This is a genomic window from Devosia indica, assembly GCF_003056405.1.
GTDB lineage: Bacteria > Pseudomonadota > Alphaproteobacteria > Rhizobiales > Devosiaceae > Devosia > Devosia indica.
Map to the genome: position 1 here is coordinate 187521 of NZ_PYVZ01000003.1, position 15815 is coordinate 203335.

Here is a 15815-nt window from a genome sequence, read left to right on the forward strand (position 1 = left end):
CAACCAGATAGAGGCACTGGCCATAAGGCCAGTGAATGAAAAATGATCTCGATCCCTAGCCTGCTCGCCCTGCTTCTGCCCGTCCCTGCCCTGCGCAATGCCGCCACCGAAGCCCATGTGCAACGTCGCCGCCGGCGGGCCGTCGCGGCGCTGCACCTCGAACCACATCTGCTCAGGGATGTGGGCCTGGATGCCTATGTGTCTCCGGCCGATGATCCACGCTGGGTTCGCCGATTCGATCTTGATCGCTAAGGCTTGCCTGCGCGATTGGATCGCCTAAAAGAGAACCATGTCCAAGACCACGCCCGCCACGCTGGCGCTGACCAAGGCCGGCGCAGCTTTCACCCTGGCCCATTACGACTACGACCCCAATGCCGAGCGCGTGGGATTGCAGGCGGCAGAGGCCATGGGCGTGTCGCCCGCCGAAGTGTTCAAGACGCTGATGGCCGAGCTCGATGGCAAGCCCGTGTGTGCCATCTTGCCGTCGGATGAAGAAGTGAACATGAAGAAGCTGGCAGCGGCGCTGGGTGGAAAATCGGCGCAGATGATGAAGCCAGCCGATGCCGAGCGCCTGACCGGCTACAAGGTGGGTGGCATCAGCCCACTGGGCCAGCGCAAGCCTGTGCCGGCAGCTCTGGACGAACTGGCGACGCTCCATGATGCAATCTTCCTCAATGGCGGGCAAAGAGGATTGCAGATCAGGATAAGGCCGGATGATCTGGTCGCGGTTCTGGGATGTGTCGTGGCAGACCTGGTGCGGTAACGCAGCAAGGTCCTTAACCCTCTGGCTTGGCCGGCGACCTCTTCCCTGGGAGGGGTGAAGAAGGGCAACCGCGGCTGCGACACCGCTCCCAATGGGGGAGAGGTTGGTCGAAGGCCGGATGAGGGACTTCTGCTTGTCCAGAAACGACAAAAGGCGCCCGGGAGGACGCCTTCATCGGATGACCCGCAGGTCAATGCCGCCTTGCTGGCGACAATCGCGATTAGTTCACGTAGGTGCCGCGAGCAATGGCGCGGATATCACCCTTGGTGATGCCGAGGTCATGCAGCTGGCGGGCGTCGAGGCTGTTCAGCTCGCGCAGGGTGCGCTGGTACTTGGCAAAGTCGGCGATCTTCTTGGCGATGTTCATTTCGGTTTCCCCTTCGTTTGATGACCCTTATCTAGACCACCCTGGTCGTGATTAGTAGGTGGTCATTCTGCACATCCGTTATGCACGCAATGCAAACGAAACAGGCAAAGCTGTCGCAATCGCGCCCCGACTGCGGCGGCAATGCGGCAGCGCGGCACTCTTGATCAAAACGCCAAGACATTGAATTTTAATAACAAAACCGGACCCGAAGATATCCGGATCCGGCTTGTGATTTTTTGACCAGTTGGTCAACAGCCATGCGTCAGCGGGTAGCGGTTTCCCGACCCTGCTCACGAGCGATGCGCCGATCCTCGCGCATTTCGAACCACATGGCATTGAGAATGCCGAAGGTGCACGCCAGGCCGAGCCCCAGGATCCAGGAAAAATACCACATCTTGTTCTCCTAATAGGCGTTGGGGTTTTTCGAGAGGCTTTCAGTGGTCACCGTGCCGCGCATGACCCGGAACACCCAGGCGGTGTAGAGGATGATGAGAGGCAAAAAGACCACCGTAGCCAGAAGCATGATGAACAGGGTCAGATGGCTCGAAGAGGCATCCCAAAGGGTCAGGCCTGCATTGGGCATGGTCGATGACGGCAGGAAGAACGGGAAGATCGATACACCTGCCGTAGAGACAATGCCGAAAATGCCAGCGCTGCTGCCGAGATAGGCCAGCCAGCGATAGCGGCCCATCAGGCCCAGTGTGGCCAGGGCCATGCCGGCAAAGCCGATGACCGGCGCCGCGATCATCCAGGGATAGAGACCATAATTGCGCAGCCAACCGCCCTGGACGAGTTCTACCGTCTTGCCCAGTGGATTGATTGGCGCATTGGGGTCGATCGTGCTGGTCACAACATAGCCGTTCATCAGGGCCACCCAGATGCCGCCAATCGCAAACAGGGCAATAGTGGCGATGCCGGACAGGGTACCAAGCTGGCGCGCCCGCTCGGCAATCGGTCCATTGGTCCGTCCCATAATCAGGGTCGCGCCATGGGTAACGATCATGCCCAGGCTGACCAGCCCCGCCAGCAGGGCAAAAGGCATCAGCAACTGGAAGAAATTGCCGGTGTAGAAAATGCGCAGGCTGTCGTCGAAGTGGAAGGGGGCACCCAGCAGCACATTGCCTACGGCCACGCCCATGATCAGCGCCGGCACGAAGCCACCGACGAAAAGGGCCCAGTCCCAGGTTGTCCGCCAGCGCGGGTCGCTGACCTTGCCGCGGAACTTGAAACCGACGGGCCGCAAGATCAGGGCCAGCAGGATCACGATCATGGCGAGGTAGAAGCCCGAAAAGCTCACCGCATAGAGCGGCGGGAAGGCGGCAAAGATCGCTCCGCCCCCGAGCACCAGCCAGACCTGATTGCCTTCCCAGGTGGGGCCGATCAGGTTGAGCAGCACGCGCCGCTCCTCATCGGTCCTGGCGACGAAGGGCAACAGGGCCCCGACGCCCAGATCGCGCCCGCCCATGATGGCAAAGCCGATCAGCAGCACGCCCAGCAACAGCCACCAGATGAGGCGCAGCGTTTCATAGTCGAGAGGAATGGTGCTCACGAGCCAAGCTCCTTGGTTGCAGGGGTGGCAGGCAGGGTGGTGATGACGAAATCGTCCTCGTCATCGGCGGTGAACAGCTTCTCCTTCGGGCCGGCTTTGATGATGCGCACCATGAGAATGACCATGATGACCAGCAGCACCGTGTAAAGCAGCACGAAGAAGCTCAGCGACAGGACCAGATCGAGCACCTGCAGGCCGGACGCTGCGTAGAAGGTGGGCAGCACCCCTTCCACCACCCAGGGCTGTCGTCCGAACTCGGCAATGAACCAGCCGCTCTCGATGGCAATCCAGGGCGTGGGCAGGAGGAACACGGTGAACCACAGCAGCGGCTTGTTGGTGTCGATCCAGCCGCGCGAGGCGCGGTAGAACCAGAGCCCGAAGAAAGCGATGAAGAAGAAGCCGAGCCCCATCATGATGCGGAAGGTCCAGAACAGCGGCCAGACTTCGGGCACGGTGTCCTCAGCCGCCATGGCGATTTCCTCGTCCGTGGCGTTCTGCACGTCGTCGCGATAGCGCTTGAGCAGCAGGCCATAGCCAAGGTCGGGCCAGGTCTCTTCGAACACGGCACGCGCTTCGGTATTGCTGCCATCAGCGCGGATCTGTTCGAGCGCCTCATAGGCGACCATGCCCGAACGGATACGCTCCTGCGCGCGGTCGACCAATTCGTAAATGCCCGGCAGTTCCTTATCGAGCGATCGCGTGGTGATCAGGCCACCCACCCATGGTACCGAAAGAGACCAGATCGGTTCGCCGTCTTCGCCGGGAATGGCCAGAATGGTCCAGGGTGCCGGTGCCGGCTCGGTGTGGAAGGCGGCTTCAAGCGCCGAGACCTTCATGATCTGGTGTTCAGTGGCCACATAGCCGCTTTCATCACCCAGCACGACGACCGAAAGGGCCGAGGCCAGGCCGAAGCTGGCGGCCACGACGGCCGAGCGCTTGGCCATTTCGACATGCTTGCCCTTGACCAGGAACAGCGCCGAAATCGAGAGCACGAAGATAGCGCCGCAGACATAGCCGGCGCTGACGGTGTGCACGAATTTGGCTTGCGCCACCGAATTGAAGATCACCGCCATGAAGTCGGTGATTTCCATGCGCATGGTGTCGGGGTTGAACTTGGCGCCGACCGGATTCTGCATCCAGCCATTGGCGATCAGGATCCAGAGCGCGGAGAAATTGGCGCCAAAGGCCACCAGCCAGGTGACGACCAGGTGCCCCACCTTGCTCAGCCGGTCCCAGCCGAAGAAAAACAGGCCCACGAAGGTGGCTTCGAGGAAGAAGGCCATCAGGCCCTCAATGGCCAGCGGCGCCCCGAATACGTCACCCACATAATGACTGTAATAGCTCCAGTTCATGCCGAACTGGAATTCCATGACGATGCCGGTGGCCACGCCCATGGCAAAATTGACGCCGAACAAGGTGCCCCAGAACAGGGTGGCCTTGCGCCAGATGTCGCGCCCCGTCATCACATAGACGCTCTCCATGATGGCCATCATGAAAGAGAGCCCCAGGGTCAAGGGCACGAAAATGAAGTGATACATCGCGGTAGCGGCAAATTGCCATCGCGAGAGGTCGACGACGAGCATGTCTATCATGGCACGTTCTATCTCTCCGGTTGCGACGGCAAGAGTCGGGGCCGTCTGGTGTCCCTTGCTTAGCGCAAGCAGACTGGCCCTCGCCTTGATTCAGATCAAGGTGCTTGGTTGGGCGATCCGCTAGGGTAAAAGATACCCACCCTTCCATTCAGCCAGCAGGCCAATTATCCCGGTGACAGTCCAGACGAAAAAGACCAATGGCAGGGCGCTGGATAGCCTGACCCGCAAGGGTGGCATCGCCCTGATGATCGCTGTTGCCGCGCCCCTGGCTGGTGGCCTGCTGCTGGTCTGGCAGGCCTGGACCTTGGCCGATGTGCTGGGGCGCGCCATCGAGCAGGGCGAACCAGCGGCCGCGCTGGTGCCATACATTGCGCTCATTTTCAGCCTGCTGCTGGTGCGGATATTGCTTGGGGCACTGGGCGAACAGGCCGGACTGATCGGCGCCGAGGCCATCAAGTCGCATTTGCGGCGCCGCCTCATGGCGCAATTGCTGGCCCGCTCGCCACGCGCCACGGACACAGCGCCGTCCGGTGTGGCGGCAGCGGCCATTGTCGACCAGGTGGATACGCTGGAGGGTTATTTCGCGCGCTACCTGCCGGCCGCGATGCAGGCGGCCCTGCTCCCCTTGGTGTTTGGCGCCATCATCCTGCCGCTCGACTGGGTGGCCGGCGTGCTGTTTCTGGTGACCGCACCATTGATCCCGGTGTTCATGGCGCTGGTGGGCTGGGGCGCCCAGATTGCCACCGACCGGCAGGCGCGTGCGCTCAGCCATCTCTCCGGCCGTTTTGCCGACCGGCTGCGGGGGCTGCTGACGCTGAAACTGTTCGGGCGGGAAGCGGCCGAAACGGCGGGCATTGTCGAGGCCAGCGAAGCCTTGCGCCTGCGCACTCTCAAGGTGTTGCGCATCGCCTTCCTGTCGTCAGCGGTGCTGGAATTTTTCGCTGCGCTCGGGGTGGCCGGCATTGCCCTCTATGTGGGTCTCACCTTTATCGACTATCTGCAATTGCGCTCCAGTCCGCTGACGCTGCAATTGGGCATGTTCCTGCTGCTGATGGCGCCTGAGGTCTATAACCCGCTGCGCCTGTTCGCCTCGCATTACCACGACCGCGCCACGGCCCGGTCGGCCATGGAGGAGATCGAGCAGCAGCTTGGCACCCTGGCCAGTGAACCGGCACCACCAGAAGACATTGCCCCCCGCCCGGGTCCGGCCATTGCCCTTCGCCTTGCCGGCCTTACCCTGCGCACGCCGGACCGGATGGCGAGCGTAGCGCTCGATCTGTCGCTTGATGTGCCCGCCGGCCAGACCATCGCCCTGCTTGGCCCCAGTGGCTCGGGCAAGTCGACCCTGCTCGAGGCCATAGTGGGCCTGCGAGAGCATGCGGGCCAGATCCTGCTCGATGGCAGACAGCTTGGACAATGGCCCGAGGTCGAGTTGCGCGCCCGCACGTTCCTGCTGACGCAGAAGCCGCGCATCGTACATGCGAGCCTGGCATACAATATCGCCATGGCCCGCCCCGGCGCCACGCGACAGGCAATCGAGAGCGCCGCACAACGCGCCCTGGTCTCCGATTTCGCCCTCGGCCTGCCCGAGGGGCTGGACACACTGGTGGGGGAGGATGGCGTGGGCCTTTCGGGCGGACAAGCGCAGCGTGTTGCGCTGGCGCGCCTGTTCCTGCGCGATGCGGGGCTCATCCTGCTCGACGAGCCGACGGCGCATCTGGACGCCAATATGGAGCAGGAAATCGCCACCAACCTCATCGCCTATGCCAGGGGCCGCACCATGGTGATCGCCACCCATTCCGAGGCCCTGGCCGCGCGGATGGACAAGGCCTATCGGCTCACCGGCGGAGACCTGTTTGCCACCCCGCTGCCCAGGGCGAAGAGAGGTGTCGCATGAAGGCGCTGCTGACCTTCCTGCCGCTGTTCCGGCAGCGCAGCGGAGCGCTGCTGCTGGCGCTGATCCTGTCGCTGGTCACGCTGCTGGCCGGGGTTTCGCTGCTGGGCACATCGGGCTGGTTCATTACCGCGACAGCGCTGACCACGGCCGGGCTGGGCTTTAACCTGTTCGTGCCCTCGGCCATGGTGCGCGGGCTCTCCTTCATCCGCATTCTGGCGCGCTATGGCGAGCGGCTGGTGGGCCACAACGCCACGCTCAAATTGCTGTCCGATCTGCGCGGCTGGCTGTTTGCCCGGCTGTTCCCGCGCCTGCCCCTGCCCGACCGCTCGCTGCGCCATGGCGATCTGGTCTCAAGGCTGACCGCCGATATCGATGCGCTGGATACGGCCTTTCTGGTCGCCATCGGCCCGCTGGCTGCGGCAATGGTGGTCGGTACGGCCATGACGGTTATTCTGGCGATCTTCCTCCCTGGCGCCGCTCTGCCCTATGGCCTGGCGCTGGCGCTGGCGGGGTTGGCCGTGCCTACAATCCTGGTCCTCCTGGGCCGCAAGGCCGGGCGCGACAGTGTTGCGGCACGGGCCGATTTGCGCATGGAAGTGCTCGACGGGGTCAATGGCCATGCGGACCTGGTTCTGCTTGGCGCGCTGGGCAATGCTGCCGGCAAATTCGAGGCCGCGGGACAGCATGCTTCCCGCCTGCACCTGCGTTTGGGGGCCATCACCAGCCTGGGCGGGCTGGCGGTCCAGATGCTGGCGGCCGGCGCGCTGATCGGTACGCTCTGGGCCGGGCTGGTGGCGCTGGACGCCGGCCAGATCGATGGCCCGCTGATGGCGGGGCTGTTGCTGGCGGTGCTGGGCAGTTTCGAGGTGACCAGCCTGATCGTGCGCAGCACCAGCAAGGCGACGCAGGCCATGGCCGCCGCCGAGCGCCTGGTGGCGCTGGCCGAGCTGCCGCCGGCGGTGGCCGAACCGGCCGCGCCCCTGTCTATCCCTGGCAATGCGCCGATCCGCTTCGAGGCGGTGAGCTTCGGGTATCCTGGTCTGCCGCCGGTACTCAACGACATCTCGTTCACGGTCTCCCCCGGCGAGCGGCTGGCCATTGCCGGGCCCAGTGGCGGCGGCAAGACCACCCTGCTGCGGCTCCTGCTGCGCTTTGCCGATCCGCAGGCCGGCGCCATCCGCATCGGCGAAAGCGCCTTGCCGGCCTTTCGCAGCGATGACATCCACCGCCACATGGCCCTGCTCAGCCAGGACAGCCCGGTGTTTATCGACACGATCCGCAACAATCTACTGATCGGCCGCGCCAATGCGAGCGAAGAAGAGCTCTGGGCCGCCCTGGACAAGGCCCAGCTCGCGCAGCATGTCAGTGCCCTGCCCAAGGGTCTCGACACACTGGTCGGGGAAGCCGGCCGCACCTTGTCGGCCGGTCAGGCCCGCCGACTGTGCCTGGCGCGGGCGCTGTTGTCGAATGCCCCGGTGCTGCTGCTCGATGAGCCGACCAATGCGCTCGACCGGGAGACCGAGGAAGCGTTCTTCAAGGTCCTCGCCAGCGCCTCGCAAGGCCGCACGGTGATCATGGTCACCCATGCCGCCATTCCGGAGGGCACGGTGGATCGGGTTCTCACGCTGGACAATGGCAGGCTGGTCTAGCCGCAGCGCAGCCTGAGCCGTGCCAGATCGGGCACGGACACCTTGCGGAAATTGACAATGCCGATAATTCCGTCGGCCTTGAGCCGGCTGATCTGGCGGCTGACCGTTTCCACAGTCAGGCCAAGGAAATCGCCAATATCGGCCCGGCTCAGGGGCAGGTCAAAGCTGGTTTCCGGCGCATCGTCTGTCGGGTCCATATGGGTGGCGATCAGGTAAAGGAAGCTCGCCACCTTCTCGGCTGCAGTCTTGCGCCCCAGCGTCACCATCCAGTCGCGCGCCTCATCGAGTTCGCGCAGGGCCTGCATCATCACCCGGTGTTCCAGCGGCGCACTGCGGGACAACAGCGCTTCCAACGCGGGCTTGGGGATCACGCACAGATCGACGTCCGAAGCCGCCTCAGCGGTCACCCGGCTTTCCGTGGCAAAGGGACGACCGAGCAGGTCGGGCGCGAACTGCAGCCCCACAACCTGTTGGCGGCCATCTTCAAGCACCTTGGACAGCTTGATCACCCCCCGCAGCACACTGGCATAGCTGGCGATCGGCATGGCATCGGCCATCAGCTCCTCGCCAGCATCCTTGTGTACACGGCGGGTGGATTTTGCCAGCGCTGTAAGTTCTTCGCCGCTCAGCGCTCCACAAATTCCCTGATGCCGCGCCTCACAACTCTGGCATAGAACCGGAATTTCCGAATTGTGGATGTCCTTGCGTACCGTCTGCATAGTCATGCTCCTGACATCGCAAGAAATAGGTTTGCGTTGCGCGCAGTATAAGACGCAAGAATGTCGCTGTGCCAACTGGTCGCATTCTGTCCCCACCTGCTGCCCCACGCGGACAAAACCGGCGGTGATGGGAAGAAGGCAAGGCGCCCCACGCCGGAGCACGCACATATCCCCTGGCCCGAATTCTCGCGAAAACTCCCACCCATTCCTCTCGCGTCAGGGCGGCCTGCAGCGACCAGCTTCGGGCTGTGCCGCAGGCAAAACCTCCCCAGTGGGGAGGTTTTAGGCAAGAAGGCCATAAGCGCTGTGCGCGAATGGCGGGAGGGAAAGCCGGGCGTGGGGCAGTCGCTTGCCTTCACGGTCTGCGAGTCGGCGGTTGATAGCCTGGGCACCATGGGCGGCACACTGCGATGTCGTCCCCGGGATAGGCCTGCCAAGTTACCTGCTAACGAGAAAAACCGGCATCCCGAGACGGCTTCCGTCTCGTTATTATTTTCGAGACTGAAGCCGTCTCGGAATTCCGCTCTCTTTGCACAACCGCGTCGCCGGATGGCCCGCGGCAAAAGGTGCAGGCAGCCCTTGACCTTACCATGATGGGAAGGTCTATATGGATGTGGACGAGGTGAAAGACCATGAACGAACACGTCCACAACAACTCCAAGACGTCTGCCGTTTCGCTCGATATCGCGGGCATGACCTGCGCGTCCTGCGTCAATCGCGTGGAAAAGGCTCTGCTCAAGGTGCCCGGCGTCGAAACCGCTGCCGTCAATCTGGCAACCGAGCGCGCCACCATTGCCGGCGGCAATGTCGATGCGCTGCTCAAGGCGGTCGAGAAGGTCGGCTACAAGGCCAGCCTGCGCCAGCCCGACGCGCCGGCGCATGACCATATGCACCATCACGATGAAGATGCCGCCATTCTCAAGCGCGACGTCATCATCGCCGCCATCCCGACCCTGCCACTGTTCCTGATCGAGATGATCGGCCATATCCACATGCCCTTCCACATGTGGGTAATGTCCATCGTTCCGACGCAAACGCTTTGGGTCGCCTACTTCGCCCTGGCCAGCTTCGTGTTGTTTGTACCAGGCCTGCGCTTCTTCAAAATCGGCTTCCCGGCGCTGTTCCGCGGCGCACCGGAAATGAACTCGCTGGTCGCCCTTGGGGCTGGGGCCGCCTGGCTCTATTCCAGCGTCGTGACCTTTACGCCGCAATTGGTGCCGGCGGAAACGCGCTATGTCTATTTCGAGGCGGCTGCCGTCATCGTCACGCTGATCCTGGTCGGGCGCTGGCTCGAAGCCATCGCCAAGGGTCGCACCGGCGAGGCGATCAGCCAATTGGTGCAGCAACAGGCCAAGACCGCCCGGATCGAGCGCGAAGGCAAGACAGTCGAAGTGCCGATCGAAGACGTCCGGGTTGGTGACATCATTGTCGTCCGTCCGGGCGAAAAGATCGCCGTGGATGGCGAGATCGTCGAAGGCGAAAGCCATATCGATGAATCAATGATTTCGGGGGAACCCCTGCCCGTCTCCAAGAGTATCGGTGCCAGCGTCGTGGGCGGCACGCTCAACACATCGGGCAGCTTCAACTTCCGCGCCACCAAGGTGGGGGCCGATACCATGCTGGCCCATATCATCCGCATGGTCGAGGATGCCCAGGCTGGAAAGCTGCCGATCCAGGCGGTGGTTGACCGGATCACCTCGGTGTTCGTGCCGATCGTGATCGGCCTTGCCATTGTCACCGCCATTGCCTGGTTTTGGCTCGGCCCGGATCCGGCTCTAACCTATGCGCTGGTCAATGCTGTCGCTGTCCTCATCATCGCCTGCCCCTGTGCCATGGGGCTGGCGACACCCATGTCGATCATGGTGGGCACGGGCCGCGCCGCTCAGCTCGGCGTGCTGTTCCGCAAGGGCGAGGCATTGCAGCAGCTGCGTGACGCCGGCATCGTCGCCTTCGACAAGACCGGCACGCTGACCGAGGGCAAGCCGGCACTGACCGATCTCATTCTCGACGACGATTTCGCGCATGACGAGGTGCTAGCGCTGGTTGCCGCGGTCGAGAGCCGGTCCGAGCACCCCATCGCCACGGCCATTGTCGCGGCTGCCGAAAAGGCCGGGCTCAGGCTCGGCGCGGTCACCGAATTCAGCTCGAATTCGGGTACTGGCGTCACCGCAAGGGTCGATGGACGGCTGGTGGCGGTGGGCTCGCAGCGCCATATGGGCCATCTGGACTTCTCCGATTTCTCGGCAGACATCGACAGGCTCGCCGCAGAAGGCAAGACACCGGTGTTCGCCGCTGTCGATGACAGGCTGGCTGCCGCTATCGTGGTGGCCGATACCATCAAGCCGACCAGCAAGTCGGTCATCGAGGCCCTGCATGCCGTGGGCCTGAAAACCGCAATGATCTCGGGCGACAATCGGCGGACGGCCCAGGCCATCGCTGCCCAGCTCGGCATTGACGAGGTGCGGGCCGAAGTGCTGCCCGCCGACAAGGTGGAAGCCATCAAGTCGCTGCGGCAGGGCGATCGGGTCGTCGCCTATGTCGGGGACGGCATCAACGACGCGCCAGCCCTGGCCGAAGCCGATATCGGTATCGCCGTGGGCTCGGGCACCGACGCCGCCATCGAAAGCGCGGACGTGGTCCTGCTCGGGGGCAATTTGCAGGGCGTGCTCAATGCCCTCACCGTCAGCCGCGCAACACTGCGCAATATCTGGGAAAACCTGTTCTGGGCCTTTGGCTACAACGCCGTGCTGATCCCGGTGGCCGCCGGCGTGCTCTACCCTGCCTTCGGCATCCTGCTCTCGCCCATGATCGGGGCGGGCGCGATGGCGCTAAGTTCGGTGTTCGTGGTCGGCAATGCGCAGCGCCTGCGCGGCATAAAGGGGGTGACACCATGAATATCGGGCAAGCCGCAGATCAGTCGGGCGTCTCTGCCAAGATGATCCGCTATTACGAGCAGATCGGCCTGATCTCCCCGCCGCTGCGCACCGACAGCAATTACCGGGTCTATGGCCCCGACGAGGTGCATGTGCTGCGCTTCATCAAGCGGGCACGGACGCTGGGCTTTTCGGTCGAGGAAACCGCGGCGCTGCTGGGGCTATGGAAGGACCGGACCCGGGCCAGCGCGGAAGTCCGGGATATCGCCAGCACCCACATTGCGGCGCTTGAAACCAAGATCGCCGAACTGCAGGGCATGGTGAAGACGCTCAGCCATCTGGTGCATTGCTGCGCCGGCGACAATCGCCCCGATTGCCCCATTCTCGATGACCTGGCCGGCACATCGGCCCAACAGACCCCCAAAGGACACTGAAATGAGTGAGAAAACGACCGTAACCGTCAACGACATGACCTGTGGCCATTGCGTCGGCACGGTACGCACTGCGCTGGAGGGTGCCCTGCCCGGCACCCATGTCGAAATTGACCTCGACAATCACAAGGTCAGCTTCACCGGCGACAGGGCCAGGGGCGAAGCGGCGATCCGCGAGGCCGGCTACACGCCCGAGGCAGCCTGACCCGCTTCAATCTGGTGAGCCCCCGCAACGCCAAGGAAGGCGGGCATCGCCCGGAACTCGGGCGGAGAAATAGCGGGATTCGCGTGTCATCCTGACGACGCACGAATGTGTTGAATCCAAACAAAAAAGGGGCGCCACTGGCGCCCCTCCATTGGCTGCTCGTTCCGTTGGATTAGAACGGGCTGTCCGGGAAGTAGAACTGCTCGGCATTCTCCTGGGTCACCAGCGGCGCACCCAGAATGTACTCGCCCTGCACCGGACCATTGGAGGTGAAGTTGGCAACCGTCACGTCCATGGCCGTTGCGATCATGGCGGGCGGATAGAGCACGTCGACGGGGATCAGGGTATCGCCATCCATGATGCCCTTGATGACGTCCTTCATGCCGGCGCCACCGACGATGAACATCTCGTCTTCACGACCGGCCTGGCGCACGGCTTCCACCACGCCCATGGCAATGTCGTCATCCTGGGCCCAGACGCCGTCGATATCGGGGAAGCGGGACAGGAAGTCCTGCATCACCTCGAAGCCGTCATCGCGGTTCCAGTTGGCGAATTCGTCGTCGAGCACGTTGATGCCCGAGCCCTCGATACCGGCCATGAAGGCGTCGAACCGTTCGGTGTCGATAACGGTCGGGATACCACGCAGGATCACGATGTTGTCCCCGTCACCCAGACGGGTCAAAAAATACTCGGCAGAAACCGAACCCAGTTCGGTATTGTTGCCGGCAACATAGACGTCCTGGATCGAGGTATCGGGCAGGCCGCGATCGACCACGGTGATGAACGCACCCGATTCCTTGGCCTGACGAACCGGCTCGACCAGCGGATCGGATTCGAAGGGCAGCACGACAAGCGCATGGATCTGCTGCACCGAGATCAGGTCCTCGATGTCGCTGGCCTGGTCGCCGGGGCTGTCGGCAGTGACGAGGGTGATGTCGATATTGTCATGCGCAGCTTCGAGGCGCTTTTCGGCCTCCTGGGCGTGCCAGTTCAAACCGCCGGCCCAACCGTGTGTTGCGGCCGGAATGGAGACACCGATCCGGATCTGATCCTGTGCCACCGCTGCGCCGGCCAGGGCGGTCGTTGCCGCCAGAGCCAGGGTCAATGCCTTCATAGACATGGGTAGTTCCTCCCTTGAGTGTGGCGCCATGCGCCGGTTATGCCCGCCCCGGAGGGCCGGGAATCTTGGTCATTCGGGCTTCTTGGCCCGGCGGCCGGTGCGGAACGAGCCGCGCTGGAGATAGACGGCCGCCACGATGATCACGCCCTGCACCGCCCCGTTGAGGTAGTTCGAGATGATATCGGTGAGATTGAGGATGTTGCCGATGGCGGTCAGGATCAGCGCCCCGATCACCGTGCCACCGATGCGGCCATAGCCGCCCTTGAGCATGGTGCCGCCGATGATTACCGCGGCAATGGCCTCGAGTTCCCAGAGCACGCCGGTGGCCGAAGAGGCCGAGCCGAGACGCGGCACATAGATGATGGTGGCGAGCGAAACGCAAAGGCCCTGCAGGATATAGGTCCAGGTCCGCACCCGGTCGACCTTGATGGCCGAGTAGCGGGCGACCTGCTCGTTGGAGCCGATGGCCATGCAATAGCGGCCAAAGGCCGTGCGGTTCATCAGTACCCAGCCAAGCACGGCCACGATGATGAACACCCACACCGGATAGGGCAGCCCGATGAAGCTGTCGTAATAGACCGGGCGATAGATCTCGCGGGCGCCGCTATTGAGCGAGAGCGTGCCGCCATCGGCGAAATAGGTGATCAGCGAGCGATAGATGCCCATCGTGCCCAGGGTCACGATAAAGGCCTCGATCTTCCCCTTGGTGGTCAGGAAGCCGTTGATGAAGCCGGCGCCGATGCCCAGGATCAGCGAACAGCCAATGCCCAGCAGGACCGTCCAGATGGACGCTCCCATGCTGTCCACCGCCGCATTCATGATGATGATCATCATGCCGGCAATGAAGGCGGCCATGGAGCCGACCGAAAGATCGATACCGCCAGCGGTAATCACGAAAGTAGCGCCGACCGCGATGATGCCGATAAAGGCCGAGCGGGTCAGCAAATTGGTGACATTGCCCTCGCCCAGGAAAAGCGGGTTGAGGCTATAGCCCAGGATGATCAGCAGGATCAGCGCCAGGAGCGGTCCTGCCGTCTTGAGATCGAGCCGGAAGCCCTTATGCGGTTTGCTTGCCGTGTCAGGCACTGAGACGCTCATTTTCCCCACCCTGCTTGATGCCGGCCGCGTAGCGCATGATCTCGGCTTCGGTAATTTCTGCGCCTTCCAGCACGCCGGCCATGCGTCCCTGACGCATGACGACGACACGATGGGAAAGGCCGATGACTTCCTGCATTTCCGAGGAGATGACGATGATCGCCTTACCCTCGGCGGCCAGCGCCGCGATGATGTGATAGATCTGCTGCTTGGTGCCGACGTCGATGCCGCGTGTGGGCTCATCCATGATGACGATCTCGGGGTCGCTCTCCATGGTCTTGCCCAGCATCAGTTTCTGCTGATTGCCACCAGAGAGCTTGCCAACCTGCACCGAGGGATCACGGGCGCGGATATCAAAGCGTCGCACGGCCCGGTCCAGCGCCTGGGCCTCGCTGCGACCATCGAGAAAGCCCATTTTGAGATGCTTTTTCAGGGTCAGCAAAGTCAGGTTGGGTTGGAGGCCCGCATTGAGCAGAAGCCCCCGCCCCTTCCGGTCCTTGGTCATATAGGCCAGGCCCGCCGCAACAGATTTCGAGACGTCAGGATAGTCGGCGGTTGCACCATTGACGATGACCTCCCCGCCAGTCTTAGCACTCAGGCCCGCTATGGCCTCAGCGACAGCAGTGCGCCCAGACCCGATCAGCCCGGCAAAACCGAGAATTTCGCCGCGCCTCAGGTCAAACGATATGTCCGAAATGCCCGGCGCCGATAGACCCCGAACCGACAGCACAACTTCAGTGTCGACATCGGGTTCGTGCTTGGGCGGGTAGAGGTTGGAAAGTTCGCGGCCAACCATCATCTGCGCGATGGAGTCCGGCGTCAGGTTTTCTGTGCCGACGGTCGCGATCAACTGGCCATCGCGCAGCACGGTGACGCGGTCGGCCAGTTCCATGATCTCGTCGAGCTTGTGGGAAATAAAGACTACCGCAACGCCTTTGGCGGTCAGGCGTCGCACCTGTTCGAACAGGGTCCGGCTTTCAGTAACGGAGAGCACCGCGGTGGGCTCATCCATGATAATGACGCGGGCATCGCGGCTGATAGCCTTGGCGATTTCAACCATTTGCTTGTCGGCCACCGACAGGGTGTTGATCCGCGCATCTGGGTCGATCGAGACATGCAGCGTATCCAGAATGGCCTTGGCCTGGTCGCGCATCGCCTTGAGATCGAGGAAAGGCCCTGACTTCAACTCGCGCCCAAGAAAAATCGAGTCTGCGACCGAGAGATGCTCTGCCAGCAGCAGTTCCTGGTGGATCACGACGATCCCCAAGGCCGCAGCCTCGCCGTTTGGGGGTAGCACGACTTTCTCGCCGTCATAGGTAATGCTGCCGGAGGTTGGCTGCTCAATGCCGGAAAGGATCTTGATCAGGGTCGACTTGCCAGCGCCGTTCTCACCGATAATGGCGTGAACTTCGCCGGGGCGAACATCAAAATCGATGCTGAACAGCACCGGGATTTCGCCAAAGGATTTCGAGATGCGGCTGGCCGACAGAATCGACGGCACATTTGCGTCTGGCGCTTCGGCCATGTCGCGTCTCCTCCCCTGAACCCGGCACTG

15 protein-coding genes are annotated in these 15815 nt (G+C 62.8%); 7 read left to right on the plus strand and 8 right to left on the minus strand.

Going from position 1 to position 15815, the window contains the following annotated elements; all coding sequences use genetic code 11:
- The first annotated feature begins 42 nt into the window (after nt 1-42).
- On the plus strand, nt 43-252 hold the full coding sequence (locus DDE76_RS04285; protein ID WP_104891600.1) for a hypothetical protein: 210 nt from the start codon (nt 43-45) through the stop codon (nt 250-252).
- Between the two features lie 37 nt (nt 253-289).
- Nucleotides 290-763, plus strand: a complete 474-nt coding sequence (gene ybaK / locus DDE76_RS04290) for a Cys-tRNA(Pro) deacylase (RefSeq protein WP_104891601.1) — start codon at nt 290-292, stop codon at nt 761-763.
- A gap of 220 nt (nt 764-983) precedes the next feature.
- Here the strand turns inward: ybaK and DDE76_RS04295 are convergent, their stop codons facing one another.
- The 4 genes from DDE76_RS04295 to DDE76_RS04310 all read right to left on the minus strand — a co-directional run bounded on the left by DDE76_RS04295 (nt 984) and on the right by DDE76_RS04310 (nt 4268).
- A complete protein-coding gene (locus DDE76_RS04295; RefSeq protein WP_104891602.1) occupies nt 984-1130 on the minus strand; it encodes a DUF1127 domain-containing protein in 147 nt (48 codons plus the stop codon).
- Between the two features lie 262 nt (nt 1131-1392).
- Nucleotides 1393-1524 (minus strand): cytochrome bd-I oxidase subunit CydX, encoded by a 132-nt coding sequence (gene cydX, locus DDE76_RS04300; protein ID WP_104891603.1) that lies wholly within the window; start codon nt 1522-1524, stop codon nt 1393-1395.
- A 9-nt stretch (nt 1525-1533) separates the two neighbouring features.
- The gene (gene cydB / locus DDE76_RS04305) at nt 1534-2679 is read right to left on the minus strand and encodes a cytochrome d ubiquinol oxidase subunit II (RefSeq protein ID WP_104891604.1); all 1146 of its coding nucleotides are present in this window, start codon (nt 2677-2679) and stop codon (nt 1534-1536) included.
- Nucleotides 2676-4268, minus strand: a complete 1593-nt coding sequence (locus DDE76_RS04310; protein WP_198650840.1) for a cytochrome ubiquinol oxidase subunit I — start codon at nt 4266-4268, stop codon at nt 2676-2678. The genes cydB and DDE76_RS04310 overlap by 4 nt, the downstream gene beginning before the upstream one ends.
- Nucleotides 4269-4443: 175 nt before the next feature.
- On the opposite strand from DDE76_RS04310, the gene cydD reads away from it, so the two are divergent.
- Nucleotides 4444-6168: a thiol reductant ABC exporter subunit CydD gene (gene cydD, locus DDE76_RS04315; RefSeq protein WP_104891606.1), complete on the plus strand. Its 1725-nt coding sequence runs from the start codon at nt 4444-4446 to the stop codon at nt 6166-6168.
- Nucleotides 6165-7817 carry a thiol reductant ABC exporter subunit CydC gene (gene cydC, locus DDE76_RS04320; protein ID WP_104891607.1) on the plus strand — a complete coding sequence of 551 codons (1653 nt, stop codon included), beginning with the start codon at nt 6165-6167 and terminating at the stop codon, nt 7815-7817. Before cydD ends, cydC begins: the two co-directional genes overlap by 4 nt.
- Here the strand turns inward: cydC and DDE76_RS04325 are convergent.
- Nucleotides 7814-8536 (minus strand): Crp/Fnr family transcriptional regulator, encoded by a 723-nt coding sequence (locus DDE76_RS04325; RefSeq protein WP_104891608.1) that lies wholly within the window; start codon nt 8534-8536, stop codon nt 7814-7816. The genes cydC and DDE76_RS04325 overlap by 4 nt on opposite strands.
- 632 nt (nt 8537-9168) lie before the next feature.
- On the opposite strand from DDE76_RS04325, the gene DDE76_RS04330 reads away from it, so the two are divergent.
- From DDE76_RS04330 to DDE76_RS04340, 3 genes are read left to right on the plus strand one after another with little or no spacing between them, the layout of a single operon-like run.
- On the plus strand, nt 9169-11430 hold the full coding sequence (locus DDE76_RS04330) for a heavy metal translocating P-type ATPase (RefSeq protein ID WP_104891609.1): 2262 nt from the start codon (nt 9169-9171) through the stop codon (nt 11428-11430).
- The gene (cueR, locus tag DDE76_RS04335; RefSeq protein ID WP_104891610.1) at nt 11427-11843 is read left to right on the plus strand and encodes a Cu(I)-responsive transcriptional regulator; all 417 of its coding nucleotides are present in this window, start codon (nt 11427-11429) and stop codon (nt 11841-11843) included. The genes DDE76_RS04330 and cueR overlap by 4 nt, the downstream gene beginning before the upstream one ends.
- Nucleotide 11844: 1 nt before the next feature.
- Entirely contained in the window at nt 11845-12045 is a 201-nt protein-coding gene (locus tag DDE76_RS04340) for a heavy-metal-associated domain-containing protein (protein WP_104891611.1), read from the plus strand.
- 172 nt (nt 12046-12217) lie between these two features.
- Here the strand turns inward: DDE76_RS04340 and DDE76_RS04345 are convergent, their stop codons facing one another.
- The 3 genes from DDE76_RS04345 to DDE76_RS04355 form a co-directional block, all read right to left on the minus strand.
- Entirely contained in the window at nt 12218-13159 is a 942-nt protein-coding gene (locus DDE76_RS04345) for a substrate-binding domain-containing protein (protein WP_198650841.1), read from the minus strand.
- A gap of 75 nt (nt 13160-13234) precedes the next feature.
- The gene (locus DDE76_RS04350) at nt 13235-14263 is read right to left on the minus strand and encodes an ABC transporter permease (RefSeq protein ID WP_104891613.1); all 1029 of its coding nucleotides are present in this window, start codon (nt 14261-14263) and stop codon (nt 13235-13237) included.
- A complete protein-coding gene (locus DDE76_RS04355) occupies nt 14244-15785 on the minus strand; it encodes a sugar ABC transporter ATP-binding protein (RefSeq protein WP_104891614.1) in 1542 nt (513 codons plus the stop codon). The genes DDE76_RS04350 and DDE76_RS04355 overlap by 20 nt, the downstream gene beginning before the upstream one ends.
- Nucleotides 15786-15815: the final 30 nt, after the last annotated feature.